The sequence below is a fragment of the Pseudomonas ceruminis genome (assembly GCF_021602025.1).
Lineage (GTDB): Bacteria > Pseudomonadota > Gammaproteobacteria > Pseudomonadales > Pseudomonadaceae > Aquipseudomonas > Aquipseudomonas ceruminis.
The window spans coordinates 90,972-114,475 of record NZ_BQHW01000020.1 but is presented as its reverse complement, the minus strand read 5'-3'; the positions used below and the strand labels follow the sequence as shown (position 1 = coordinate 114,475).

General features: G+C 56.1%; 23 protein-coding genes. 11 read left to right on the top strand and 12 right to left on the bottom strand.

Annotation, left to right across the window (positions count from 1 at the left end; genetic code table 11):
* Positions 1-58: 58 nt before the first annotated feature.
* Complete coding sequence (locus tag L6D80_RS21480) at positions 59-427, bottom strand: histone-like nucleoid-structuring protein, MvaT/MvaU family (protein WP_023383521.1); 369 nt, start codon at positions 425-427, stop codon at positions 59-61.
* A 111-nt stretch (positions 428-538) separates the two neighbouring features.
* On the opposite strand from L6D80_RS21480, the gene L6D80_RS21475 reads away from it, so the two are divergent.
* Positions 539-862 carry a hypothetical protein gene (locus tag L6D80_RS21475; protein ID WP_023383520.1) on the top strand — a complete coding sequence of 108 codons (324 nt, stop codon included), beginning with the start codon at positions 539-541 and terminating at the stop codon, positions 860-862.
* Positions 863-899: 37 nt separating this feature from the next.
* On the opposite strand, the gene L6D80_RS21470 is transcribed toward L6D80_RS21475, so the two are convergent.
* Positions 900-1,517 (bottom strand): hypothetical protein, encoded by a 618-nt coding sequence (locus L6D80_RS21470; protein WP_023383519.1) that lies wholly within the window; start codon positions 1,515-1,517, stop codon positions 900-902.
* A gap of 305 nt (positions 1,518-1,822) precedes the next feature.
* On the opposite strand from L6D80_RS21470, the gene L6D80_RS21465 reads away from it, so the two are divergent.
* The 3 genes from L6D80_RS21465 (at position 1,823) to L6D80_RS21455 (ending at position 4,375) form a co-directional block, all read left to right on the top strand.
* Entirely contained in the window at positions 1,823-2,638 is an 816-nt protein-coding gene (locus L6D80_RS21465; protein WP_054893895.1) for an HDOD domain-containing protein, read from the top strand.
* A gap of 16 nt (positions 2,639-2,654) precedes the next feature.
* Entirely contained in the window at positions 2,655-3,311 is a 657-nt protein-coding gene (locus tag L6D80_RS21460) for a helix-turn-helix domain-containing protein (RefSeq protein WP_023383517.1), read from the top strand.
* 116 nt (positions 3,312-3,427) lie between these two features.
* Complete coding sequence (locus L6D80_RS21455) at positions 3,428-4,375, top strand: hypothetical protein (RefSeq protein ID WP_023383516.1); 948 nt, start codon at positions 3,428-3,430, stop codon at positions 4,373-4,375.
* 2 nt (positions 4,376-4,377) lie between these two features.
* Here the strand turns inward: L6D80_RS21455 and L6D80_RS21450 are convergent, their stop codons facing one another.
* Positions 4,378-5,841, bottom strand: coding sequence for a RepB family plasmid replication initiator protein (locus L6D80_RS21450; RefSeq protein WP_175442762.1), 1,464 nt, complete (start codon positions 5,839-5,841; stop codon positions 4,378-4,380).
* 1,770 nt (positions 5,842-7,611) lie between these two features.
* A complete protein-coding gene (locus L6D80_RS21445) occupies positions 7,612-8,079 on the bottom strand; it encodes a hypothetical protein (protein ID WP_023383514.1) in 468 nt (155 codons plus the stop codon).
* A gap of 356 nt (positions 8,080-8,435) precedes the next feature.
* Between L6D80_RS21445 and L6D80_RS21440 the strand changes: the two genes are divergently transcribed.
* Positions 8,436-8,696: a xenobiotic compound monooxygenase A subunit gene (locus tag L6D80_RS21440; RefSeq protein WP_023383513.1), complete on the top strand. Its 261-nt coding sequence runs from the start codon at positions 8,436-8,438 to the stop codon at positions 8,694-8,696.
* Between the two features lie 1,603 nt (positions 8,697-10,299).
* Here L6D80_RS21440 and L6D80_RS21435 read toward each other — a convergent pair.
* From L6D80_RS21435 to L6D80_RS21420, 4 genes are all read right to left on the bottom strand, one after another.
* Positions 10,300-11,337 carry a ParB/RepB/Spo0J family partition protein gene (locus L6D80_RS21435; protein ID WP_023383512.1) on the bottom strand — a complete coding sequence of 346 codons (1,038 nt, stop codon included), beginning with the start codon at positions 11,335-11,337 and terminating at the stop codon, positions 10,300-10,302.
* A complete protein-coding gene (locus L6D80_RS21430) occupies positions 11,334-12,455 on the bottom strand; it encodes a ParA family protein (protein ID WP_023383511.1) in 1,122 nt (373 codons plus the stop codon). The genes L6D80_RS21435 and L6D80_RS21430 overlap by 4 nt, the downstream gene beginning before the upstream one ends.
* A gap of 382 nt (positions 12,456-12,837) precedes the next feature.
* Positions 12,838-13,989, bottom strand: a complete 1,152-nt coding sequence (locus L6D80_RS21425) for a tyrosine-type recombinase/integrase (protein WP_054893896.1) — start codon at positions 13,987-13,989, stop codon at positions 12,838-12,840.
* The gene (locus L6D80_RS21420) at positions 13,986-14,654 is read right to left on the bottom strand and encodes a hypothetical protein (protein WP_023383816.1); all 669 of its coding nucleotides are present in this window, start codon (positions 14,652-14,654) and stop codon (positions 13,986-13,988) included. The genes L6D80_RS21425 and L6D80_RS21420 overlap by 4 nt, the downstream gene beginning before the upstream one ends.
* A 962-nt stretch (positions 14,655-15,616) precedes the next feature.
* Between L6D80_RS21420 and L6D80_RS21415 the strand changes: the two genes are divergently transcribed.
* Complete coding sequence (locus tag L6D80_RS21415; RefSeq protein ID WP_023383815.1) at positions 15,617-16,642, top strand: DNA-binding protein; 1,026 nt, start codon at positions 15,617-15,619, stop codon at positions 16,640-16,642.
* 165 nt (positions 16,643-16,807) lie between these two features.
* On the opposite strand, the gene merR is transcribed toward L6D80_RS21415, so the two are convergent.
* Complete coding sequence (gene merR, locus L6D80_RS21410) at positions 16,808-17,206, bottom strand: Hg(II)-responsive transcriptional regulator (RefSeq protein ID WP_003089120.1); 399 nt, start codon at positions 17,204-17,206, stop codon at positions 16,808-16,810.
* A 74-nt stretch (positions 17,207-17,280) separates the two neighbouring features.
* On the opposite strand from merR, the gene L6D80_RS21405 reads away from it, so the two are divergent.
* The 3 genes from L6D80_RS21405 to L6D80_RS21395 are packed head-to-tail and all read left to right on the top strand — an operon-like array spanning position 17,281 to position 18,139.
* Entirely contained in the window at positions 17,281-17,631 is a 351-nt protein-coding gene (locus L6D80_RS21405; RefSeq protein ID WP_003089115.1) for a mercuric transporter MerT family protein, read from the top strand.
* Positions 17,632-17,643: 12 nt separating this feature from the next.
* On the top strand, positions 17,644-17,919 hold the full coding sequence (merP, locus tag L6D80_RS21400; RefSeq protein WP_003150552.1) for a mercury resistance system periplasmic binding protein MerP: 276 nt from the start codon (positions 17,644-17,646) through the stop codon (positions 17,917-17,919).
* 7 nt (positions 17,920-17,926) lie between these two features.
* Positions 17,927-18,139 (top strand): GDCCVxC domain-containing (seleno)protein, encoded by a 213-nt coding sequence (locus tag L6D80_RS21395; protein WP_003089113.1) that lies wholly within the window; start codon positions 17,927-17,929, stop codon positions 18,137-18,139.
* 12 nt (positions 18,140-18,151) lie between these two features.
* Here L6D80_RS21395 and L6D80_RS21390 read toward each other — a convergent pair whose 3' ends face one another.
* From L6D80_RS21390 to L6D80_RS21380, 3 genes are read right to left on the bottom strand one after another with little or no spacing between them, the layout of a single operon-like run.
* Positions 18,152-21,145: a Tn3 family transposase gene (locus tag L6D80_RS21390; protein ID WP_003299771.1), complete on the bottom strand. Its 2,994-nt coding sequence runs from the start codon at positions 21,143-21,145 to the stop codon at positions 18,152-18,154.
* 3 nt (positions 21,146-21,148) lie between these two features.
* The gene (locus L6D80_RS21385; RefSeq protein WP_003150546.1) at positions 21,149-21,559 is read right to left on the bottom strand and encodes a putative toxin-antitoxin system toxin component, PIN family; all 411 of its coding nucleotides are present in this window, start codon (positions 21,557-21,559) and stop codon (positions 21,149-21,151) included.
* On the bottom strand, positions 21,559-21,798 hold the full coding sequence (locus L6D80_RS21380; protein ID WP_003089107.1) for a ribbon-helix-helix domain-containing protein: 240 nt from the start codon (positions 21,796-21,798) through the stop codon (positions 21,559-21,561). The genes L6D80_RS21385 and L6D80_RS21380 overlap by 1 nt, the downstream gene beginning before the upstream one ends.
* A 201-nt stretch (positions 21,799-21,999) precedes the next feature.
* Here L6D80_RS21380 and L6D80_RS21375 point away from each other — a divergent pair, with 201 nt between their 5' ends.
* Together L6D80_RS21375 and L6D80_RS21370 are read left to right on the top strand one after the other, a co-directional pair.
* Positions 22,000-22,929 (top strand): recombinase family protein, encoded by a 930-nt coding sequence (locus L6D80_RS21375; protein ID WP_003150544.1) that lies wholly within the window; start codon positions 22,000-22,002, stop codon positions 22,927-22,929.
* Positions 22,930-23,010: 81 nt separating this feature from the next.
* Complete coding sequence (locus L6D80_RS21370; protein WP_023383814.1) at positions 23,011-23,466, top strand: hypothetical protein; 456 nt, start codon at positions 23,011-23,013, stop codon at positions 23,464-23,466.
* Positions 23,467-23,504 lie beyond the last annotated feature (38 nt).

Genomic DNA, 23,504 nt, shown 5'->3' with positions numbered 1-23,504 from the left:
TTTTTTGGACGAAAAAAAACCGGCTGCAGAAGCCGGTTTTGTGAAGAGCTAATGGGGCTTAGCTTTTCCAGGATTCGACGACGTCACCACCATACTGAGTTTTCCACTCTTTCAGCTGGCGGTGATTGCCGCCTTTGGTCTCGATAGTCTCACCGGTGTGGGGATTTTTATAGACCTTGACCTCACGTGGCTTACGTTGCTGACGATCGGCTTCTGGCCGTGCATTGATTTTGCGCAGACTTGAAGCCGGGTCAAGTATGGCGATGACCTTGCCCAAATTCGCGCCGTACTCTTCCATCAGGCTTTTGAGCTTTTCTTCGAACTCAATCTCACGTTGCAGCCCTGAATCATTTTTCAGCGCTTCCAAAGCAGAAAGTTGCTCTTGCAGTGCTTTCTCTGCAGCACGAAATTCAGCCAACTTGCTCATGCGTAATCCTCATTGGTGTACAATTCAGCAAACAAGTATCTATAACTAATTTGCATAAAAATTACTATACCCTAGGTGCTGTTCTTTTTCTACTGAGTCGACGGAAATTCCATGATTTGCAACGCTGATGAGTACGCAGAAAGCGGCCGCCACCACCACATTGCAACACTGCTTGCCGGCCGTAACTTCGAGGGCGTCTACTTGATTTCAGAGCCACCCAAGAGCGCACTCATTGAGGGGGAGACTTGGTTGAGCTTCATTGCATCCGACCTCACCGGCACCATCAGCTGCATCGTTGATCCAGCAAGGGCAGGCTGGGTAGAGGGTGACTGCTTTACGAGCATTTGGGTGCTTCTGAGAGGCCAGGTAGCTCACTTCCAGGACCAGTTGCATGCGCGCATCAGTGAGCTACACCAACTGAAAATGCAGTGGTAAAAAAAAGACCTTCTGGAGGGTATCCAGAAGGTCTTTTTTACACCAAGGCCCGAATGCAGGCCTTGCTCAATGCAACACGGGTGATGCTCGCCATCGTCAGTACCTGATAAGCGGCAACAGCCCTCCCCTCCCCCAGCGCCAAGGTGGCCAGCGTCAGCAAAGCATCTGCCGGCACGAGCGCAAACTCAGCGGAACTGGAATCTTCGAAATCAAGGGTGATTTCCTCATCATCTGCCACCCGATCGCCGGAGCATAGCCCGTCAAACGCATGAGGGGCCTCGGATAGGATGAGGTCGAAGAACTCAACGTAAGCGCGCAACTCGCTGGTGGAACCAGCTGAAAACGTGCGGCCATTATTGAGGGAATTTTGAACGGTGTGAATCACATACTCGACAGCCTCTACTTCGCTGAGGAGGTCCTGCTTGGCCGACAGTAGCGAGTCCTGTACAGATGACCCAGTGGCAGCATCTGTCAGCCCGGTGACATCCAGGTCACCACCCAGATCGCTATAGCGACACTGGGCGAGCACCTTGATCTGGGCTACGTAGGAAGAATCGGCTTGGACCTCTTCCGCGAACGGCTCCCCATTGGGGAACAGTCCGGAAATCAGCAGGGAACGAGTTTGCGCTTGATTATGTTGTGGGTACGAAATCATGTGGGTCTCCTGAAAGAGTGTGCTGTTGAGGCTTTTCGCCTAACTGCCTTGCCTCAGGGGATGTGTCACATGCGTGTGTAAGATGAAATCACGAACCAATAACGAAAAATACTATCAAAATTTAATCAATACAGGTGACGTACATCTCCGCGTTACGGATTGCTGAAATTACTTTTTTTTGGCCATTTGACACTATCGGCGCAGGTTTCCAATTCTTGAATCATTAATGACCGTGCCTGTTCAAGACGTTACAATTTGAATTTCTACCTACGGATAGATGGCTCAAAATTTCACTGAGACTTTTTATGAAAGCCCTAGCAAAAATATTCAAGAATCCCGCAGCCTTACCCACGATCTCTTCGGTGGTTATGGAGCTACTAGCGATGTCTAGGGATCTCTCAGTGCCGTTGTCCAGCATTGTGAAAGCAGTGAGCCTTGACCAGGCTCTCGCCGCAAAAGTACTACGCACGGCCAACTCTGCTTATTTCGGACGCAGCGGAACTGTCTCCCGTCTCGAAGATGCCATATCTACAATTGGCATACACAACTTCCGTACCACCATTATCACGACTGGCCTACTGAAGGCGCTGCCGGACGCACCAGGCATTGATATGCCGACCTACTGGAAAATGGGTTTGCATACTGCGTTCATGGCATCTGCCCTGGCGGAGAGCATAGGTGCAGAACGGGATATCGCTTTCACTACGGGTTTGATGCAAGGCATAGGCGCTCTACTCATTCACCTGGTAATGCCCGATGAAGCCTGCACTGTAGTTCAATCCGTTGATGCATTCGATCTTGTCGGCCGGCGTCCTGTCGAGCAGGCGCAGCTTGGATTTGACAATGCTGAGGTTGGAGCAGAGCTGCTGAAGCGCTGGAAATTCCCGACCCCAATCCAAAAAGCGTTGCTCACGTATTCCAATAGATCCCCCCTACCCGATATCCTTGGCCAATTGCTATCAGTATCCTCGACCTATGCTTATGGCGTGGTTATGGGGTTGGATAGATCATCACTCGCAGACTGGGTGGACCCAGAGATAGCAAAATCTCTTGGCCTCTCTCATGATTTGTTGGATAGCTGCCGACAACGTGTGTCTGAATCAGTGCTGATGATCGGTTAAGAGAGAAGGATTTGTAGTGAACCCAGGGCTCCGCCTATATCAGGCCATAATCGATAGATCTGAACTGCTATCGCTCCCCTTCCAAGAGGCTAGCAAGGCCTGTGGTTTCACCGCAGACACGCTGGCCAGTTGTTTTGGGGATGAGTCAAAAGCCAAACCGCGCCCCCTCCATGACGTACTGGATCGAAAACGAATCGACCTTATTGCTGCATTTCTTCATTGCTCGGGGTTCCGAGTTCTGCAGATGGCGGACGTTTTTCGCTGGTCGGACTACTGTCTGATTCAGCAGTCAGCGGTGTTCAATTCGAAAGCTGTCAGCCAGAGCCATGAGACCGCGGCCTATTTCGAAGAGGTCACGAAGGCAGACGTCGCCTCATCCCCGATTTTCATTCTGGATGAACTGATCGCAGCCACTTGGTCAGAAGACCTGAAGGAGGCCGCCGAGAAAATCGATGTGCCGTATGAGACGCTCAACTCGTGGCGCACAGGTCGCCCTAAGCCCTCCCTCCGCGATCTTGCTGCTATCAGGATCGTAGCAAAGCGTATTGATCTCGGAACCCCAGTGATCATGATGGCGTTGGGCGTACTGGCGAAATCTGATTTCCAGCTGGATGGCTGCTCCGTCGACATTGAAGACGAGCTAAACAAAGCCCTGGATATAGACATCCTGTAGTATCTTTTGCGTAGTTATTCCCAAATGGGATATAACACGTATTGATAAGAAAAGACCCTATTGCTAGTATCCGTAAGGCTACGAACGGTATTTTACTGAGCCAAGGGTTCTTCTTTATGCGTTTCGATGCCCAGTCTGCATCTGCCAAGCTCTCTAGTTTGCGAATTCCTGCACCCGACATCGAAGTGCTCGATGAGGTTTACAAATCAGAGGGTGATGACCTCACCGACGCGATCGATCGGGCAAAAGCCGGCGACAACTCAGCCCTGCACTATCTTCGTGGAGTTTTCTTCACGATTCTACCAGGGTGTACCGAGCGCATCCTCCAGGCCAAGCTCCCACAACCATCCCTCCCAGTGCTGATCAGCATTGGGAAATCCGAGGGCCCGCAGTTCTCTCAAGATCTCAAACAATGGGCCAATGGTGGTTACGTAGACTCAGATGTTGGTCAGTCTCTGTGCGAAATCTACCGGAACGCTCATTCGCAGCACAGTGCATCCCTGGAACCAGAGGTGCTGATCGAAGCTGCGGATATTGAGGCTGCCGAGGAGCCTGTCACTTCCGACAATGCCTGCGAGCCTGCAGGCGAGAAGACCTTTGTTACTCGGCACGTGTACGGCGGAAAGGTCGCCGTTTGCTTCCAGTCCGATATGACCAGGGGCGGTGAGCACACGATTAGGATCGAAGCCGCGGAGTCGACCGCATCCAAGAGATTCAACTGGTCTGACAAGATCAGCATTCAGCTATCTGGACGCGAGCTGCCTGGCGTGCTGGCGACCTTCATGCAAATGCAGACAAAGTTTGATGGGAAAGGGCATGGTGCACAAAACGAAAAGTGGTTCACGATCGAGAATCAGCCCGGGAAGGTTTTTCTCTCAGTGAATACGAAAGGCCGGCCACCTCGATCGGTGCCTATCGGGCCAGGCGACTGCTTTGGCGTGGTGACTCTGCTCATTGAGCAGATGCTGAAGAACTCCCCTTTCCTCTCCGCTGATACGCTGTTGAACATTGTCCAGCGCACCGCACAGATAGCCCCGCAGCCGTCCTCGAACGGCCACAGATAGCTTTAGATCTTCGCTCCACCCAGCAAGAATTGCAGGAGTGTTTCCGAGCTTGGGGTCTCAGGGAAACGCTCCTGGAACTGGATCGCTACCAAGCAATTGATCACCATCGTGTTCAAACCCTTCGACCGGTATTGCGAGTAGGCCAGATCGTCTTTGCGCAGCTCGGTCTCATATTTCTCCGCAAGCTCTTTCTTCTGCTCGTCCGACAGTTCCATGAACTGGGCGCGAATAGCTTCACGCTGAGCTGCTCCCCACTGCTCCAGCAGGTCTGCCATTTGGTTCGATGGTGCTGCTTTCGGCGCTTGCGATGGCGCCTGCGCCGGCTTCGACTTCTCACCGGTTTTAGAGGCGGCTGGCTTTTTGCCCCTGCCTGGTTCCGCGGCCTTCTGTTGAGTTGGCGCCTTGGCGTAGTTGTTGGCTACTGCAGCCTTGAAATATGCCGCTGGACTTGCAACGTTAGCCCCTTCCTTGCGCATCTGTGCCTCGGTGTAGTCAGCTTGCGCAAGCAGGTACTCTTCATCGTGAGTCATGCCAAGCTCATCGATATCTTTTTGACTCAAGGACAGTGCTTTAAGGCGCTTTGACACGTCCTGGCTAACCAGCTCTGGTGATGGTCCAAGGTCTAGGCCAGGCTGAATCAGTGTCTCCAGCTTGAACCAAAGCTTGTCCATCTTCCGGTTTAGCTTTGTGACGTGCGGTGAGATGCGGAATCTGCGTTCAATGCTGTTGACCTGGTCGATTGCGCGACCCAGCATTTTGTTGAAGTCGCGAAATTCGGCATGTGGCGTAGCAGATCCTGACAGCACAACGCTCCACTCAGACCAATGTGCACGGTACGTCTCTCCCATGGGTGAGCCGAGGTAGCGAGACGTGATCTCGTGCAGAGTGAGAGCAGAGAAGCTGGAGAAGTGGTACTGCATCCGCAAGTCGATCAAGTTGAAGATCGCTGGGTCGAGTAGCCGGCGTTTCAGATCCGGTGGGAACGAAAAGCGAAGGGTCTGGCCATCTTCCAAGATGTAGGCTTCAGCGATCAGGTTTGCGATGCCCCATTCGCTCTTGCGCCCAGGGCTTTCACCCTTGTAGTCAAACTCCACCTGGGTCTGAGACATGCTCACGAGTACCTTCTTGAGGTAATCACGGCTGTTCGACGTGGTGTGTCCAATGTTGTCCTCGACCTGTTTGATCGGGATCTCATGAACCATCTCCTCTCTCGGCCGCTGCTGGGCGAATTGAAGGAGGGTGTTGTAGAGTTTTCGCTGAAGGAATGTGAAGTCACTGGCGGCAGAGACGTTTCGCATCGAGAGGGCTTCGGTTGCCTTTTTCAGCTCTACGGCTTTGGATGGCTCTACATCACGAACGACCTGGAGCTTGGGTGCCCTCTTGCGTTTAGCTGGACTGGTATCCGTTGTCGCTCCGGCTGTACGCTTTGCTCTCGGAGCTCGCGGTGTGGGGGTTTCTGAGTCCATGTGAATTGTGCCATCGGTGACTGTGGTGGCACATTACTCGAACGTATGACTTCTGGTCAACGAAAATACGGTTCCAACGTCAGTGCCCAATTGTGCCATCCCTAGGTACCGCTTTTGCCCTTCGCTTTTGACTCAAAAAAGCGATAGCAAAAAACCTACAACAGCTTGTTTCTGTTTTCACTGCTTTTTTAAAGCTTTGTTAGTGAATCACTCAAACCCTTGATACACAAGGGCTCTAGCCATTTTTCTGTGCCATCTCCAGGGGAAACAGTGCCATCCTCCGAGACTAATGTGCCGGCGGTAGATGGCTCCGGTGCCATCCTTAGAAACATGTGCCACCTTTAGACCCGTACTGTGCCATCGCTAGGCGATCTCGTGAATTGTGCCACTGGTAGGCCTGTGGCTTCCTAGCAATGGCACAATTGGGCCAATCCCAGTAAATACGGGCTTTCCAGCCATTACTGATGATCGATTTCGCATCGGCACCCTCCCTAACGATGGCACTCTTCAGCACGATTCGTGGCACACGAACGCAGCGATCTGCCGAAATTGCTTTAGCAGTGCTCTAACAATGGCACATTTCGTTTCTTCAGCCTTATCAGACACCTACAGAACCCCTCCTCCCCCTGACGATGGCACAATTGATGTTCTAGGGAGGTGCGACTCCCCCCTTAGCCCCCCCTAATAGTGGATTGCCACGACGCATAATGACTCAACCTGTTTGAACTAGTTGAACGAAGCCCGCGATCGGCATCGTTGATATAGTTTTCACTGTGAAAAGTGGCATAAGACTGATGGGGAGACACTCGAAGCGTGGCACATTTGGCTGGGTGGCCACTGCCCCTACCTCATCTAGAGATGGCACATTTCGGACGGCTTCCCAATTTTGCCCACTAACCATGGCACATTTGGGCAATTTCGATCTGTCGTGCCTCTAGAGATGGCACATTTCGCTGTTTCGCCCTGTGATCAGACAGCCAGGTCCAGGGAGGTCCGCGCCTACGAAGGACGCCACCTCTAGCCATGGCACAATTGGCGGCATGAGGTTTTCACGTGAAAACACTGCAGGCGGTCCCAGCAGGTCACCTCGATCAAGAGCCCTGGGTCACTTGAGCCATGACAGAGAGAAAAAGGGGGGCGATCGAGTCGACCAGGCTACGAAACAAGATGTCAGGCTCATGCTGCGTCTGATGGAACGAGCATGGGCGATAACGGGGGAATAGGACACCATTGCCAGAGTGCCCGTGGCCTTATCGGGAACAGCCGTGTTGCCGGCCTAATTGGCGGGAATAATGTATCTGCTCGGCCTGGCAAGGCCTCCTAAATGGCAGTCGGACCGAGCGAGCCCGCACGCAGCTAAAGCCCGGGCGGTAACCAGGTGCGCAGAACACGCTCTCTCTATGGGTATGGGCAGCATGGCCCTGGTCTTGATCGGTTGCAGTCTTGACTGGCCTCGCGCCGGCAGTGCCTGCCTACACGGTACCCAAGACCAGTAATGAAGGGCTGCATGATTATGTGGGCCGTATGTTGTGGGCGGCCTGGTCACATATGGCAGAGAGCGCCAATGACGCTGTGAAGGCCCAATTGCAGTCAGAGTTTGAGCTTTCGACCGCTTCGCGGAAGTCACCCTCCTACAGCGGTTAAGCCTGGGTAGTAAGCTGAGGTCCATTGCCGTTGAGATGAAGGGCCAGTACCTCGTGATTCGACTTCGAAGCTGCCTGCGGAAATGAACAGGCAAAAAAAAACCCCGCTAAGCGGGGTCTGGGGTTATCAGAATTGGAACCGAGGATCACCTGTATCCACTAGACCATCCTGAGCTGGGTTTGCATGCGCAGCAGCGTCAGCTGCTGGCGACGGCTGGCTCACCGGTCTAACCTTTGGTGTAACCGAAAGGCTGATGAATGGTGCACCACCATCCACGCCGTCTTTGCGCCAGCCTGCAATGCGCATTTCGTGGTTGAAGCCGAAGCTACCCGCGTAGTCGGGACCTTTTTCCTTCTTGTCAGCTTCCTTGAACAGGCTGGCATTGATCCCGCCTACTGACAGTGAGTAGAACTTCTCGTTCGAGCCGTTCTTCTGCTTGAGCCAGACCGCTACCTCAAGCTTCAGCTTATGGCTGCGCTCCTTGTTCAGCGGGAACTCCATATAGCCGATCATCACGGGTGCTGCATCAGATGTGCGGTTCTTGTTCTCGAAGATGGTTCCGGAGCCTTCGCTCAATACCAGTGCAATAGACATGCGTTTCTCCTGATCTTTTGGGGGCGTATGCGCCATAGCTTGCACTGCTGTTATGCAGCACATGGTTTTGTATTCGACGCATAACACGTAAACGTACTTTTATTGAATCCTATGGTAACAGATTGATCTGCTTGCCCCACGCCCTCTACTCTACAAATCAAAGGAGGACCCCATGCCAGGCCAAGCATACGCACCGTCTATGTACTGGTTACGTTGGGCAGGCGAGAACAATTGGGCGGTTCATCTATGCACTTCACCTAAAGTCCTTGATGACCGGGGGCCTGATTTTCACTGTGAAATGGCTAATTTATGAGCTCGTTTCATCCCTACGTTTCACAGTGAAATGACCACGCGAGTTGATTGACGGCCCGGTACCGGAATCGAACCTGGAGATCGTCGGGCTGCGCAGCACCGCGCAGATGTACTACGAGACCGCCCAGCGAAAAGGCCTGAGCATTCTTCAGCTGTGCAAGCGCATCGCTTGGAAGGCCCAGGAGCACCTGGCCATCGTCAGCACCGGTCAGGACGTGGGCGACAAGATGGAGGCTTGGGTCGAAGAGGAACCCGCCGATAGCGTCAACATCGCGCCCACTCACTTATACCCATGGCATCGATGATTTCGTCGAGTACGTGCTGCCCCGAATTGCGCCGCCGGCCGGATCCGCTTCCGCGAGAAATACGAAGGCAGAACGCTGCGCGAGAAAACAGCCCTGACCGTGCCTTAAAGCCGCTTCGCCTGGTCCTGGCCGGAGAGTCGTCATCATGTCGCCGGCCTTGATTCAAACCGAACCCGCCCCGGTATCAAAGGTAGCCGGTGATCCGCCTCTTTCCGCCGTTGCCTGGGGCAGTACGCTACGGGCAACGGCGGTGGTCACCGCGTGCAGCGGGGCACAGCTCAATGGCATGACCATCGACTCGGGACCCTCGCTGTATGAACCCAAAAGCAGCAGGTTCTTAACAAGCTGGCCCGTTATCTGGGCTCTTGGTTGTGAGTGTTTTCACTGTGAAACGCACAGCTTGATCCAGCAGCCGGCACGGATTTAATGCACTGCCGTTAACCCTGTCGATCCTCGCATCCCCTATGACCGTTGGGCATGGTGGAGAGCAGTTCGCGGTAACCGCTCGTAATGGTGTGCCACCCCGCGGGTTTTCACTGTGAAAACGTCGGAATGCCGCCAGTGGCGCGAATTGCACCACGGAGCTGATTAAGCCAGGACAGTTCGATACCTGTTTACGTACTGAGCTGCGTTTTGAATCCATGAGTTCCCTCACCGAGGTGAAGCTTTTCACAGTGAAATAGAAACCCGGAACCTGTCCGTATATGAAGGGGGCCGCGGCTTTTCACCGTGAAAAGCTCGATGCCAGATTGAAGCCAGGCGCGCAAAGTCGGATCACTCATGTCCATTTCCTTTGGATCTGCAGGCACTACCCCAGACCAGCAACCCGTAGTCTTTTCACCGTGAAAAGGGAGGCGGAAATCTATGGGCATTCACAACATGCACATTCCTGGACGCTGGCTATTCAACTCGGCAGTCGGCTGCTCATAACTTGAGTCTCCTAGAAGATGTCCGGTAGCACCCGTCTTGGTAAGGAGTTCCGTCCAAGTGCCCGAGCGCACTTTTCACCGTGAAAAGTGGGGATGGGTCGGTGCTCGGCAACTTGCCAGCTGCGCCGGTGATGTCTGGATCGCAGGAGCAGAACGAGACTTCTGGGCACGACTCGGAGAAGGAAGAGAGCAGGTGGAAGCCGATTACCTTTTCACTGTGAAACGACCCGCATTACAGCAATCGGCGGGAGCGCGTCGAACTGTGAAATGGTTTGGCTAGGAGAAGGGCTGCTAGAGCGTTTCACAGTGAAAAGCATGACGGCGTGACTTCATTCATCCAGCAAATGAGCTGGCTATGCGGTGCGCAGTGAGCAGTGAGCAGTGTGAGGTGTGCACTGCATAGTAAACACTGCACAGTGCGCAGTTGGTAGTGAGCGCTGATGGAGGGAGCTGCTACATAGTTGAGATGGGAATAGGGGCTAGTTTTTCACAGTGAAACGCCTAGGAGGGGGCGTTATTTTTCACTGTGAAAAATAGCCAGGAGGACAAGAAGTGATGTGATCCGAGACCGAGCTTTTCACAGTGAAACTACGAAAAACTCAACAATATCAGTGGATTAAAAAAGGAAAGGCGAGGGCGCCTTGCCGCCGGAGGGACCGGCGGCGGAAGGGATTTTAACTACGCGTTTTGAGCATCTCCTCGATGTATGCGAGGACCTCTGCGGGATCAATGCCTTTGGGAGGAGTGAGAATCAACTTGCGCCCATCGATACGGGCATCCAGCTGGGTGCGTTCCTTGTAATCGATTTGCCGCGGAGGAACAGGGGCCTGAGGTGATGTCTTGCGCCGAATCTCACCTTTGGCCCAGTTGATTGCGCTGTCCTGGGATGCACCTTCTTTAATACGGTTTGCGGCGGCCAGAACGGTTTCAATATGTCCCTTGTCAGCCAAAGCAACCATATCGGAGACAACCCTGTTACCAATCAGGTCAGGATCTTCTTCCAGCAGTGAAATGACACCCTCAGGCAACTTGAAATAAGCAAGGCAGCGGCTGATCGTGGCCATGCTTCGACCGACACGGCGGGACAACTCCGCCTGGGACTGTACAACCTTGTCATCGAGAAGCTTCTTGTAACTTGCACCACGCTCGAATTCAGTAAGGTCTTCCCGGGCATCGTTGTCCGTAACGGACAAGATCGCCGCTTCCGCATCCGACAGATTCCGGATGAGCGCGTAGATGTAGGCTTTTCGGAGCAGCTCATGAGCCAGGAACCGGCGCTCACCAGCAATAAGCTCGTAAGTACCGTCAGCAAGAGGGCGAACGATAATCGCGTTGTTGAGGCCTTTATCTTCAATCGTGTTCGCGAGAAGGCCGAGTTTCTCGGGGTCAAATTTGCGGCGTGGCTGATACTTCCCGCGGCGTATGAGCGTCAATTGCAAGAACTTTGCCTCGCCTGGCAAGCGCTCGCCGCTCAAGAAAATGTCATCCAAGCCCGGCTGGTGAACGTGATCAGCATCAGAAACCGGTGCACGTTCCAGCGGCTCCGCTGAACTGTCCCTTTCTTCATCAAGGTGCAAAGAACTGAGCACCTCGCTCATCGGCCGGAGGTTAGCTTCCGGAATAACCTTCGGAACATGTACGCCCTGGATGCTAGACGAACCCTCCGCCGGCGCGATCACAGTAGGCTTGCCGATCGGGCTAGAACTCCTCATTTACCCTTCTCCAGGACTGTTTTGATTCGGCCAACCATTTCCTCGAACACATTGCGGAACGCGACCAAAGAGTTCTCACCACCTTGTTTCCAGAGGGAAAGAGGTACGCCGTCTTCCAGGCTTTTCGAGTAGTCCTCGGAGTGGAAGAGCGGTTGTTCCGTAACCTTCCCTGGGAACAAACTGGACAAGCGAGCGAGGTTCGCTTGTAGGCGGGGGCGGTTGCGCATGTACATGGTGGGAACTGCAACGATCTCTGGAGCCCGACCGAAATCGGTGCTCATTTCATTGATCTTGTGGGCCAGTCGAGATAGCGCACGGAAGGAGAATTTGTCCATACGGATTGGGCACAGCAGGAAATCAGCTGCGGCCAGGCTGTTCCGGGATAGCATGGTTCCAGAAGGTGCGTTATCCATGATGATCACATCATAGCTTGATAAGTCGCAGTGAGGGAGCTGACCTTTGCGAGCTCGTTCGATGAACAGTGAGTACCGGAAGTCGGCACCCTGGGCGTTACGGAGCACAACGTCCATATCGTCCAAGGAATCGTAAGCTGGGATGAGGTGGGGGCCGTGCTCGCCAAATGGTTTTTTGATCACTTGGTCCAGGGTCATTTCTGGGAAGTTTCCGAGACGGATCAGGTTCCCGAGGTGGCCCTCTACTGCTCTGTCAGCAGGAAGGCCAAGCTCTACAAGCTCCTCGGTAGTCTGGTCAGGGTCATAGCCCAGCATGCTGGACACGTCGGCTTGAGGATCGTTGTCAATGATCAGGGTCTTGAAACCTGCCAAAGCGAACTCGATGCCGATATTGCAAGTGGTGGTAGTTTTCGCGGTCCCACCTTTTTGGACGTAAGTCGAGCAGGTGATTGGTCTCGAAAACCCTTTAGTGTTCCCATTTGCACGACGAATCGACGCAATCAGGAACATGTCAGCTAGCGTGTAGCTCCTGACCTCTACGGATCCGCGTGCGACACGTGCGATGTTGAGGTCGTGTTCCTTCTCGATGGCTTTGAGTGTCTGCGTGCTGATCATCAAGCGTTCAGCCACAAATTGTGGGGTGAAGGTTAGCTGAGTGAAATCAGTGAAGATGTACTGATCGAGTGGCGCAGCAGCTGAAGTCATGTGGTTTACCGAGGTCAGGTAGGTAGGATGGCCGCATTTTCATACGAATCCATACGGTCAGACAAGAAAAAACGCATTTCTACCTGATAGAGATAGAACACTTACTGAAATCTGTCATCTGGTAGTGTCTGGGTTCAAACGCTGTCAACCAGATGATTTTGGGTAATTAACTGATTTAGCGACAAAAATATCGAGGGTAGGGCGCTCAGATGTCCGTCGTAACGGAGAGGGCTCTATGCGGAGGACGTACACTGCAGGTATGAGAGTTGTTCGTCGAAAATGGTCGGACGATGCTTCATCCCTCACAGCAGCCGGGCCATCAGCGAAGGGTGGCCTTGGCAGCCACCGTCACTGATTCAACAACACTGAGGCCTGGAGATATTTACCGGTGTAGTCGAGGGGTGCTTAGGGTTTGAACGACACCCGCATGCAAAGCGTCGTCCTCCGTATGCAGGTAACGACTGGTGGTTTCGATTTTGCTGTGACCAGCCAGAGCCTTGATCATCACCAGGTCACCAGTAGCTTTGGCAAGGTGACTGAAGCACGAGTGGCGGAGCCAGTGCGTTGAGGCCTCCTCAAGTCGATCGGCCAAATCGAACTGGCTGCGCTCTATTGCCAGGGCTGCAGCACGATGCATGATCTCTTTGACTGCTTTCAAAATGGTGTCGTTATGCGCGCGTTTGAGCTTTGAGTTCGAGGCGAGGAGGAGGGGGGTTGTGTCCTTCACTGGCACCTCACGTGACAACCCGAACGCGTGGCGATACTGCAACAAGTCCTCATAGAGGTCTTCGGATATCGGCACATCTCTAACCTTGTTTCGTTTGCCCAGCACCTCCAACCACAGAGTACCGCTTGCTGATCGCCGGATTTTGCCCATGGTAGCGCCGGTCGCTTCGAACGTTCGCACGCCGGTCATGTAGAACAAGCTCAACATGAAATGGTCGCGAGCTCGTTTGAGTGGGCTTTTTGTAGCTGCGATAGCCTCAAATGCCAAGCCTATGGCTGCCTCGGGAAGCAGCCGTTTGATCGTCAAGTCGACGTCGACTTGGGGCTTGGCCACGAGCGACACTGGGTTCGCTTTAAGGCGTCCACCCTGGATCATCCACTTGTACATGCTGCCGATCTGGATCAGGGCGTACTGCTGCGACGCTTTGCTAAGTGGTCCAGCGAACGGTCTCCAGTCTGGATGAGAGCGCTTGTGCTTTGTATGCGATACCCAAACCTCAGCCGGCTGTGGGTCAGCCATAAAGCCGATGTACTGGGTGATGTCCATCACAGTTATTTGGGAGAGCTGTTTACCCAGGGTGTGCAATGCCCAGAGGATGAACCGCTCCACTTCCTTCCGCATAACCCGTTTAGTCTTAGGGTTCGTTCCTTTGGCATGGAGCCACATCCAAGCTGCTTCGATGTCGTTATCTGCCTGGATCACATCGACCTGGTCAATGACGTCGACAGGCTCGCGATCAAGCAGCGCAACTTCTGACTTGGCCTGGAGGTACGGAATTCTGTGTATGGCTGGAGTGTTCGTGTTCATCGTAAGTCTCGCGTTTTGCCGTTGTAGACAAGCCAGTCGTCAATCTCATCGGGCTCGAACCATCGCTGCGAGCCTGATGGTGCTTCGCACTGGTACTCTTCCTGTACGCCTCCAGCCGAATCGACACCTTCCCGTGTTGCAACCACTACCAGAATGGACCCGAACGTCGCAAAGTTGTCGATCTCGCTGTCGACGACCAGCTCGGCACCGCGGGATAGGTAGCGCCTCCAGCGATAGCCGTCTGTGGCGACCCCTGCGAACTCTTCGTCATCTTCGTCGTCATCATGATTCCAAGTGAAGGGCTTATCAGCAGCTGCAGAGCTTGCGACCGCTACTGGCACCTCGATCGGTGCATCTTGCACCTGAGTGATCTTGCGCTGCCGTTTGGCTGGTGGCGCCAGCACCATGCGAGCTGCTTTCACCGCAGCCTGTTCGTTTGGGCTCAGCGTTGGTAAAGCCCGGGCCAGGTCGTCCCATTTGAAGTCCCTGTCCTCGTCGGCAGCGATGCGGCTCATGTGCTCTGGACGAATTGACCAACGGCATGCCACATCAGCCATGCGCCAACCCTTATGTAGGATCAGTTGCTTGAAGTCATCTCGGGACAGCTTCCCAGGGCGCAGGAGCAGCAGCCCACGAGAAATCTTTGCATTTTTGGCTTGATCCACAGCGCAAGTCTTTTGTTGTGAAATCCCTGATTTTAGGGGCATTAACGATGAAATCAAGTAGTTGGATGAGCCAGGTTGGCTGCGCCCGTTGAATCCTGAGATGAGCCCAGAAGATGGATTTTTTACGTGCTCCTGTGTGAAATCTGGTGATGTTAGCCCCTGCGAATTGATCAGAATCGACGTAGGAGCGTCTTCGGGGTCCGTACATCCCAGTGGTCGCCGCGGCTTATGAGCAAGGTACCGTGGGGCTCTGTCCTCGGAAGTAATACTGAGGACGTTTCCGGAACTGATTCCTGGACCGTTGCGTTCATCCTCCAAGTTCACGAATTACTTCCCGCCGTTGGCAGCCATGCCTCAGACGTCTGGATCACCGCCGGCGCCAGACTGCTCAACAAGACGGTTTTGCCTGGGCGTTTGACCCAGGAGCATCAGTGAGGCTTTGCCAATACAGCAGGTTTTCTGCAGCTGATCGGGCAATGATCGGGTTGCGGCCGCTCTGTGCTAGGGTTTGAAAAGTGTCCATGGTTCGTTTCAGCTATGGTGCCCCGCAGATCCGGTGCTGCCTTGCTTTCGCATTTTTGGCCGTGGCTTCGCATTTATGGCTGACGTTGATGCTTGATCTCCAGCGCAAGCAAATTTGTCAGAACCCCTTTGTTCATAGGGGTTAACGAGTAATCAAAAACGCCTCTTTGAAAAGCCAGCTACTGATAGCGATGGGCTTTTGAAGGGGCGTTTTTTCTTGCTTGAAAAAACTCGTGATAATCGGAGATATTCACGAGTTTTTCATTTTTCGGATACGTTACGTATGATATCCAATACGAATTTGTTGTTTTAGAGACGTGAGTGTATGCTCCCCTCTAAGGCCAGCCCCCTCCCTGTGAGGAGCGGCCAAGGCACGTACTGGCCCCTCGCCGAGGTCGCCGGCTCCTAGTCTCCCGACCCTATCTCCAAGGATACGCCTCATGGCCAACACCGGACTCCCATCTGACAAAAGGCTGAGCACCAGAGATCTTGTCCACCTTTACGCGAGAGAGCTGCTTGATGCGGGTCGCGAGGTTCGCCAGGCGGAAATTCGCGAGTGCATATACATTCACCATGACCTCAAAGCCTCGCCCAATCTGGTGAACGAGGAAATCAAAAGGTTCTGGAGTGAGACCGGCCCTATTCTGAGCGCCAGGCTGCGAAGACCTGGTGTTCCAAACGCAGTGTGCGAAAAGCTTGATGAGATCTGGGATGTCGCTCTAAAGGCGGCCGAGGAGACTCATGCGGTTGAGCGCAAAGCGCTTGAGACGGCGACAGCGGCTGCCGTTGATGCCGCCAAGGCGGCGCAGGACAATGAGCGGGCAGCTACTGCTAGCCTTGAATCCCAGAGCAGAGAGCTCGCTGGCCTCATCGCGGACAAGGAGCGGTTGACCGATCAGCTGGATCAGTCGAGTGCTTATATTCGGCAACTTCAAGCTGAGGTCGCAGATCTCAACAAGAGACTCACTGCCGCAAGTCAGGCTCATGGTGAGGAAATCAAGCGCCTGCAGGATGTGCACAGTGGCGTAGTTGAGCGTGCCCAGGACATGCATCGCGGAGAGCTTGAGCGCCTTCAGCAGCAGCTCCAATCAGCAAACGATGCGACTGAGTCTGCACGTGCGAAGGCCGAGACTGCGCGGATTGCCGCGGAGGAGCACCTTGAGAGAACCGAAAACCACCTGATGATGGAGACCGCCAGGGTTCGGGATGAAGAGAGAGGCAAAACAGAGAAGGTCGGCAAGGAGCTGCAGCAAGCTTTGACGCTCATCGACCAGCTGCGGATTCAGCGCTCGAAGGCCACTGACGATGCCGCTGAGACCCGCGGTCGTCTGGAGGTTACCCAACAGAACCTGAGCGCCCTAGAAGCACAGAACAAGGAGCTGCGTGAACTGAACAGAACCCTGCAGGCCGCTCTGCTGGAAGGCTTTAGAGGTGGTAAAGCAGCAGCTTCTGGCACGGATGAATAGTTTGCTGAATTGACATTTTGTCAATTTGTCAAGTATTTCTTGTGGTTTTCGGATGAAGGGTGGTAGTTTAATAAGGGGTTTGGGGAGCAATGGAACCAAAAACCAACGTAAGCTCTGAATCCCACCGTAAAGGGGCTTTCCGATCTCCAGCTCACCCGCCAGGCATTACTCTCTGATCAGTGCCTCGATGATCGGGCAGATCGTTCCGCCGTCTCCCGCATCACATTGCTGCACCAGTTCGCCTAACAGTTGCTGCATGACGACCAAGTCGGCCATCTTCTGCTCGATCAACGCGAGCTTGCGTGCAGCCCGTGCTCGCGTTTCGGCACAGGCGCACGACTCATCCAGCGTCAGCAGTCCACCGACTTCCGAGAGCGTGAAACCCAGCGCCTGAGCCCGCTTGATGAAACGCAGTCGCTTCACCATGTCCACCGGATAGCGCCGATGGCCACCCAAGGGTTTGGCTGGTTCATCCAGCAGCCCGCGTCGCTGGTAGTAGCGGATCGTCTCGACGTTCACCCCGGCGGCGTCTGCCAGCTTGCCAATGGTCAGCTCTGTGGCCATCACTTTCTCCTTGATTCCGTACTTTGGTACGGAGTTTAGAATAGCACCTAGGCAATCAGGCTCAGGAGATGGGAATGGGGATGCAACTCACCGGGAAAGGCTCGCTGGTCGCGAGTTCGCTGACCGCCATCGGTGCGTCGGTGTGCTGTGTCGGGCCACTGGTGCTGTTGGCACTCGGTGTCGGCGGTACGTGGGTGGGCGCTCTGACCATGATGGAGCCACTACGCCCCCTCTTCATCGGGTTGACTCTACTGTTCCTGGGATTGGCATTCCGCAAGCTCTACCTGGTGCCACAGGTTTGTACGCCAGGTACACCCTGCGCCGATCCGCGCACGCTCGTGCGACAGCGACTCGTGTTCTGGATCGTCAGCGTGCTGCTGCTCGGCCTATTGGCCGTGCCGTGGCTCGCCCCGCTGTTCTACTGAAGGAGATTAACCATGCGCAAACTGCTGATCGCCGTGCTTTTCGCCTTGCCCTTCGTGGCGCTGGCGGCTCCCCCGAAAACCGTCACGCTCGACGTGCAGAACATGACGTGCGGACTCTGTCCGATCACGGTCAAGAAGTCGCTGGAGAAGGTGTCCGGCGTGAGTGACGTCCAGGTCAATTTCGACCAGAAGACGGCGACCGTCACCTACGATCCCGATAAGGCCCAGCCCGAGGCACTGACTGAGGCGACCGCGAACGCGGGATACCCCTCCACAGTGCAGAAGTGAGGTCACGATGAGCGCCATTGTCCTTGAGTCCGTGCTGACTTGCCCGCGCTGCGGCTTCGCCAAGCCGGAAACCATGCCCACGGACGCCTGCCAGTTCTATTACGAGTGCAGCAACTGCAAGGCGCTGCTGCGCCCCAACCCAGGGGATTGCTGCGTTTTCTGTTCGTTCGGCTCGGTGAAGTGCCCGCCGATCCAGCAGCAGCTTGGGTGTTGCTCATAGCGTTTAGGGGGATCACAGGTCGTCGTCTGGATTACGCAGTGGCCGCAGCTCGCCGCGCGCAACTTCTTCCGGTACCGCAAAGGAATACCGCCCGAGCATGTTGATGTGCTCGTAGATCAGCGGCGATAGCCGGGCCAAATCCTCTTCCAGCACTGGATAGCCGTGCTGCTTGAGCCGTTCCACGGCCGCCGTCATGTAGAGGGTGTTCCACAGCACGATGATGTTCACCACCAGGCCCAGAGCACCGAGCTGGTCTTCCTGGCCTTCGCGGTAGCGCTGGCGGAGCTCGCCGCGTTTGCCGTGGAACACGGCGCGGGCCAGGCTGTGCCGGCCTTCGCCTCGGTTCAACTGGGTCAGGGTGGCGCGGCGCTTGGACTCGTCGTCGATATAGGTCAACGTGTGCAGAGTCTTTTCGATCCGCCCGAATTCGGCCAGCGCCTGGGCCAGCCGGGTGGGTCTATCTCCCGTTTGCAGCGTGCGCATGATGCCAGTCGCCGGCACCCGGCCGAGTTTGAGCGAGCCGGCCAGGCGCAGCAGGTCGTCCCAGTGCTCGGCGATCAGGTCGAGTTTGACCGACTGGCGGGCCAGCCCGTTGAGCTTGCCGTAGTCCGCGTCCGGGCGCGTGCGCCAGAAGCGGGTACCGCCGACATCGGCCAGCCGCGGACTGAAGTGGTAGCCAAGTAGGCGGAAGAGCCCGAACACCACATCGCTGTAGGCCCCGGTGTCGGTCATGATTTGCGTCGGCTGCAACTCGGTCTGCTGTTCCAGCACGACCGCCAGCAACACCAGGCTGTCGCGCAGCGTGCCGGGCACGGTGATGGCGTTGAGGCCGGAGAATTGGTCGGAAATCAGGTTGTACCAGGTGACACCCCGGCCGGTGCCGAAATACTTCGGATTGGGGCCGGCATGCACGGTGCGCACCGGTACGACGAAGCGCATGCCATCGGCGGAGGCGACCTCGCCGCCACCCCAGACTTGGGCCAGTTCCAGTTGGCTTTGCGCTCCGACCAGGATGGCGTTAGCCGCTGACAGGGTGTCGTCGCGGATATAATTCTGGCTGACCCAGGACAGCCGGTCACGGCGCAGCGCCGGGTTGTCGGTGCGGATCAAGGGCTCCAGGCCGGTGTTGCAGGCCCCGCCCAACAGCACCGCGCAGAGGCTGGTGACCAGGTTGTCGGCGCGTGCATTGCGTTCGGAGACATGGGTGAAGGCCTCGGAAAAGCCAGTGCGGGCGGCGATTTCCAAGAGGATTTCCGGCAGATCGACACGCGGCATCAGGTCAGACACGGCCGCCCGCAGTTGCAGCAACGAGCAGGGCTCGTCCAGCTTGTCCAGCGCCCCGAGCGACAGTTCGGTCTTGCCCTCGGTGTTCTCGCTCAGTTGAATCGCCGGGTTGTCGGGCAGGCGCGCGGCTACTGCCAGCCAGGTTGCATCCAGCTCGACGGACAAGGCGTCCAGGGTGGTTTTGGCGTCGATGGTCAGGCCCAGTGACCGGCAGATGATCGGTCGCGCCGCCAGCCATTCGGCACCGTCGAGCAGGCCAAGGCGCGGGTCGGCATAGCGCCAACTGGGCGAGACGAAGACATCGCGGCGGCGCAGGGCCGTGCGCAGCGCATCGAGCGTGCAGAACACATAGGCACCCATGTCGAGGGAGCCATCTTCGCGGGTGATGTGCTTCTGCCAAGCCTTGGCCACGATCTCCTGCGGCGCGTCATCCTCTGGCTTCCGGCGCGGCAGGTTCAGTTGCAGCCACTCCAGACTAGCCGCCACGCCCTTGCCGGCCGGGCTGAAGCCGAAGCGGATGTGCTTGAGCAGGTCGGGCAGGAAGCGGCGCACGCTGCGGTAGCGCGCTTCCAATGCAAGAAAATAGACGTCATCTACCGGGCGGATCAGCGCGTTGACCTCTTCCAGGGCCTTTTCCAGGGTGGTCCTCGGCAGGTCGTTGAACAGCCGGGCGCGCACGTTGTCATCGCTGATCGAGCTGTCCAGCACGACCTTGCACGCGGCGGCGAGCGTCGCGGCCGACCGATCCAGGTCTTTCAGGCTGCGCATGCGGGCTTTCTTGTCGGCCTTCTCCGCGTTGCTGAACAGGTCGCGCAGCAAGGCCTCCAGGACTTCCAGTGCGTCGTCGTGCGCAGTCGCCTCCAGGCAGAGTGCGAAGGCCACCAGTGTCGCCATCCGCCGCGACGCCGGCAGCCGATTAATCGCGGTGACCTTGGCCGTGTTGGCGAAGCGGGCCAGGGCGGCGATACGGCTGGGAGGGATGTGCGCCGCCGCCGGCAAGGTGATGCCGATGCCGCGCACGTCATCGAGCCGGCGCAGTGCCCGAATCAACGCGGGGCCACTGACCATGACCGGGCCGGAGCGCAATTGATCCAGCCGGGAGCTGCGGTTGCCTTCGGCCACCGTCAGCAAGTCTTGCAGTTGCAATCGCTGTTCCTCAGTCACGCTGCGGCCCAGCGTAAACCAGAGGCGTTCTTCGACCCGACTGCGCAACTGGGCGATAAAGCGCTCTAGTTGAGACACACCAGGCAGGAGGACTTTCTGTGTGAACAGCCACGAGGTGGCTCGCTCAAACAGCACTCCCGGCCGGTCGGTGCCCGTCCAGCAGAGGGCATACAGCCAGCGGCTCAAGCGAAAGCCGATGCCCGGATCGGTGAAATGACGATAGCCAAAGCGGTTCTGAATATCGGTGGCATGTATCCAGCGGCGATGATCGCTATAGCGCTGGAGGCAGTCGGGGTCTGGAATCGCCAGTTGTCGGCAAAGCACCTGCAGGACTTCCACCGGCACGGCGGCGGGCTTGTCCGGCAGAACGCCAACGAAGCGGACGGTGGTCAGCAGAACGGCATAACCCAGACGGTTATGGTTACCCCGCAGCACCTGGATGGCTTCACGGTCTTCATCGCTCAGGTGGAAGTAACGTTCCAGCTCTTCACGGCTGGGCGAATCAACATAGCGGCCAAAACCGTCGCGTTGCTCTTGAGTCAGAAAACCGACCGGCATTGATCACAGCACCTCGACGCAGAACACGGCGGGCGTGACGATCCGCGTGCGTTCGATGTGCCCGCGTTGCAGCAGGCCGGCGCGGCGATCACCGGTTACCAGGTAGTCCGCATCGCCCGCCAAGGCCATGGCCAGCAAAAACGAGTCATCCGGATCATCGGCTTCGACCTCGATGGTCAGGCGCTCCAGTACCACAGCCCGTTGCAGGTTATTGATCATGGCGCCCACCTTGGCGGGCTGTAGGATGGCCTGAAGCTTGGGATAGCGGCTGGCTCGACGAATTTCATCGAGTTGCATCCGCGAGGTCACCACCTCGAAACGCGCCGCCCGCCAGGCACGGTAGATCGCATCGGGCGCGCCATGTGGCGAGATCAGGGCGCTGAACAGGATGTTGGTATCCAACACGACCCGCATCAGCGCTTACGTGCCCAGTCGAGCGCTTCGTCAACCGCGTTGGTCAATTCTGCCTCACTCAGATGGGCGTTAGCGGCCTTGGCCTGCTCAGCGCTCAGCTCCAGGATGTGTGCCCGTACCGCTTCTTCGATGAAGCGCGACAGGTCGCCCTTACGGCCGCCGCCCTGGCTGGCCAGAAACATCCGAAGCGACTGGTCGGTGTCGGCCGAGACGGCGACATTCCAGCGAATGGTATTCATAGCGTTCTCCGCTAATAGGTGTTTGTGTGTTTATACGCCAATCACAAAGGGCGATGCAATGGTTCGACAAAACGAAGGTTTTGCCGAACTCTATCGAGGAATGGCTCGGTTCGTTAAGCTCCCCGCGCTACGGTTCAAATAACTGGTACGCTTAATCAAAGTTCAACTATTACTAACGTAGTCGAGTAAACAGTACTTTTGATGAAGATCGGTTATGCGCGAGTGAGCACTCGGGATCAGAAAGCCGACCTACAAGTCGATGCCCTGAAACAGGCCGGGTGCGAACGCATCTACCAAGACATCGCCAGCGGCGCGAAAAGCGCCCGGCCGGAGTTGGACAAACTGCTGGCCAACGTGCGGCCGGGTGATGCCGTGGTGATCTGGAAGCTGGATCGCCTTGGGCGTTCCCTCAAGCACCTGGTCGAGTTGGTCGGCGAGCTGGCAGAGCGCAAGGTCGGCTTACAGAGCCTGAATGACCCCATCGACACCACCCACGCCCAAGGCCGCCTGGTGTTCAACCTGTTCGCCTCGCTGGCGGAGTTCGAGCGCGAGCTGATCCGCGAGCGGACTCAGGCGGGTCTGTCGGCCGCACGGGCGCGTGGCCGGATCGGTGGCCGTCCCAAGGGCCTGCCAGCCAAGGCTGAGGCCACCGCCATGGCGGCCGAAACCCTCTACCGCGAAGGTCGCCTGAGCGTCAGCGCGATCGGCGAGAAGCTGCACATCTCCAAGAGCACGCTGTACAGCTACCTGCGCCACCGTGGTGTCGAGATCGGCGCGTACCAGAAGAGCGCCAGGTCACGCGACCAGCAGCCTTCGGCCGCGTCGCCGGCAGAGCCGCCCGCCGCCGAGCGGGTGGCCACCGTCACCCTGCGCCTCGCGGTGGTGAATAACAGCAAGTTCGTGCGCGGCCGGAAGCGGGCCACGGAGAACATTGAGCGCTACTGCCTGGAGCCCTATGGCATGAAGCGGCTGGATGCCGGCCACTATGAGTTGACCATTCCGTATCGGAGCGACGATGAGCTGGACAAGAGCGTGCATGACCTGCTGACCGAGATCAGCCAGGAGGCCGACATGCGCAACTGTTTTGTCGAGATGGGCGCCTGGGAAGAAGACACCGAAAAGCGTTGGTAGGGCTTACGTTGGTTTTTGGTTCCATTGCTCCCCAAACCCCAATAACGCACCGCGTGGTGCTACTTTAGATGAGGACTTTTTATGGCTAACCGCAAGACATGCACGGACAGTGCATCTAACGAGGCAGCGCTTCTGCAGGTGTTTGCCACCAACACCTTTCGTAAGGTCATCTTTTTTGCTAGCCCAGATACGGGCGGTTCGCGCAAGGATGGCTCCGAAAACAACTGGCCATTGATGGCTGTGTTGGTCGAGGACCAATCAGGCGAGCTCGACGTTTATGATGGGGATTTCCTTACTGCTACTCGTTACCCGCGCTACCTGGAAGTTAAAGCCGTCTTGGATGCGGCCCAGGCTAGTAACGGCAATGTGTTTTATGCCACAGCTCCACTTCCTTTCACTTCGGGCAAAGGAGAGGATGCAGCTGCGTTGGACATGCTCTCAGTTCAAACCGACGTATTTGATCAGTCGACGCGAGCAAATTATTTCAAACTGCTGAGCCGTTTGACCGAAAAGCAGTACGCTCAGACCTACGACTGATCATGGCTCCCTGGCTTTCTTGATGTCAGCCAGGGAGT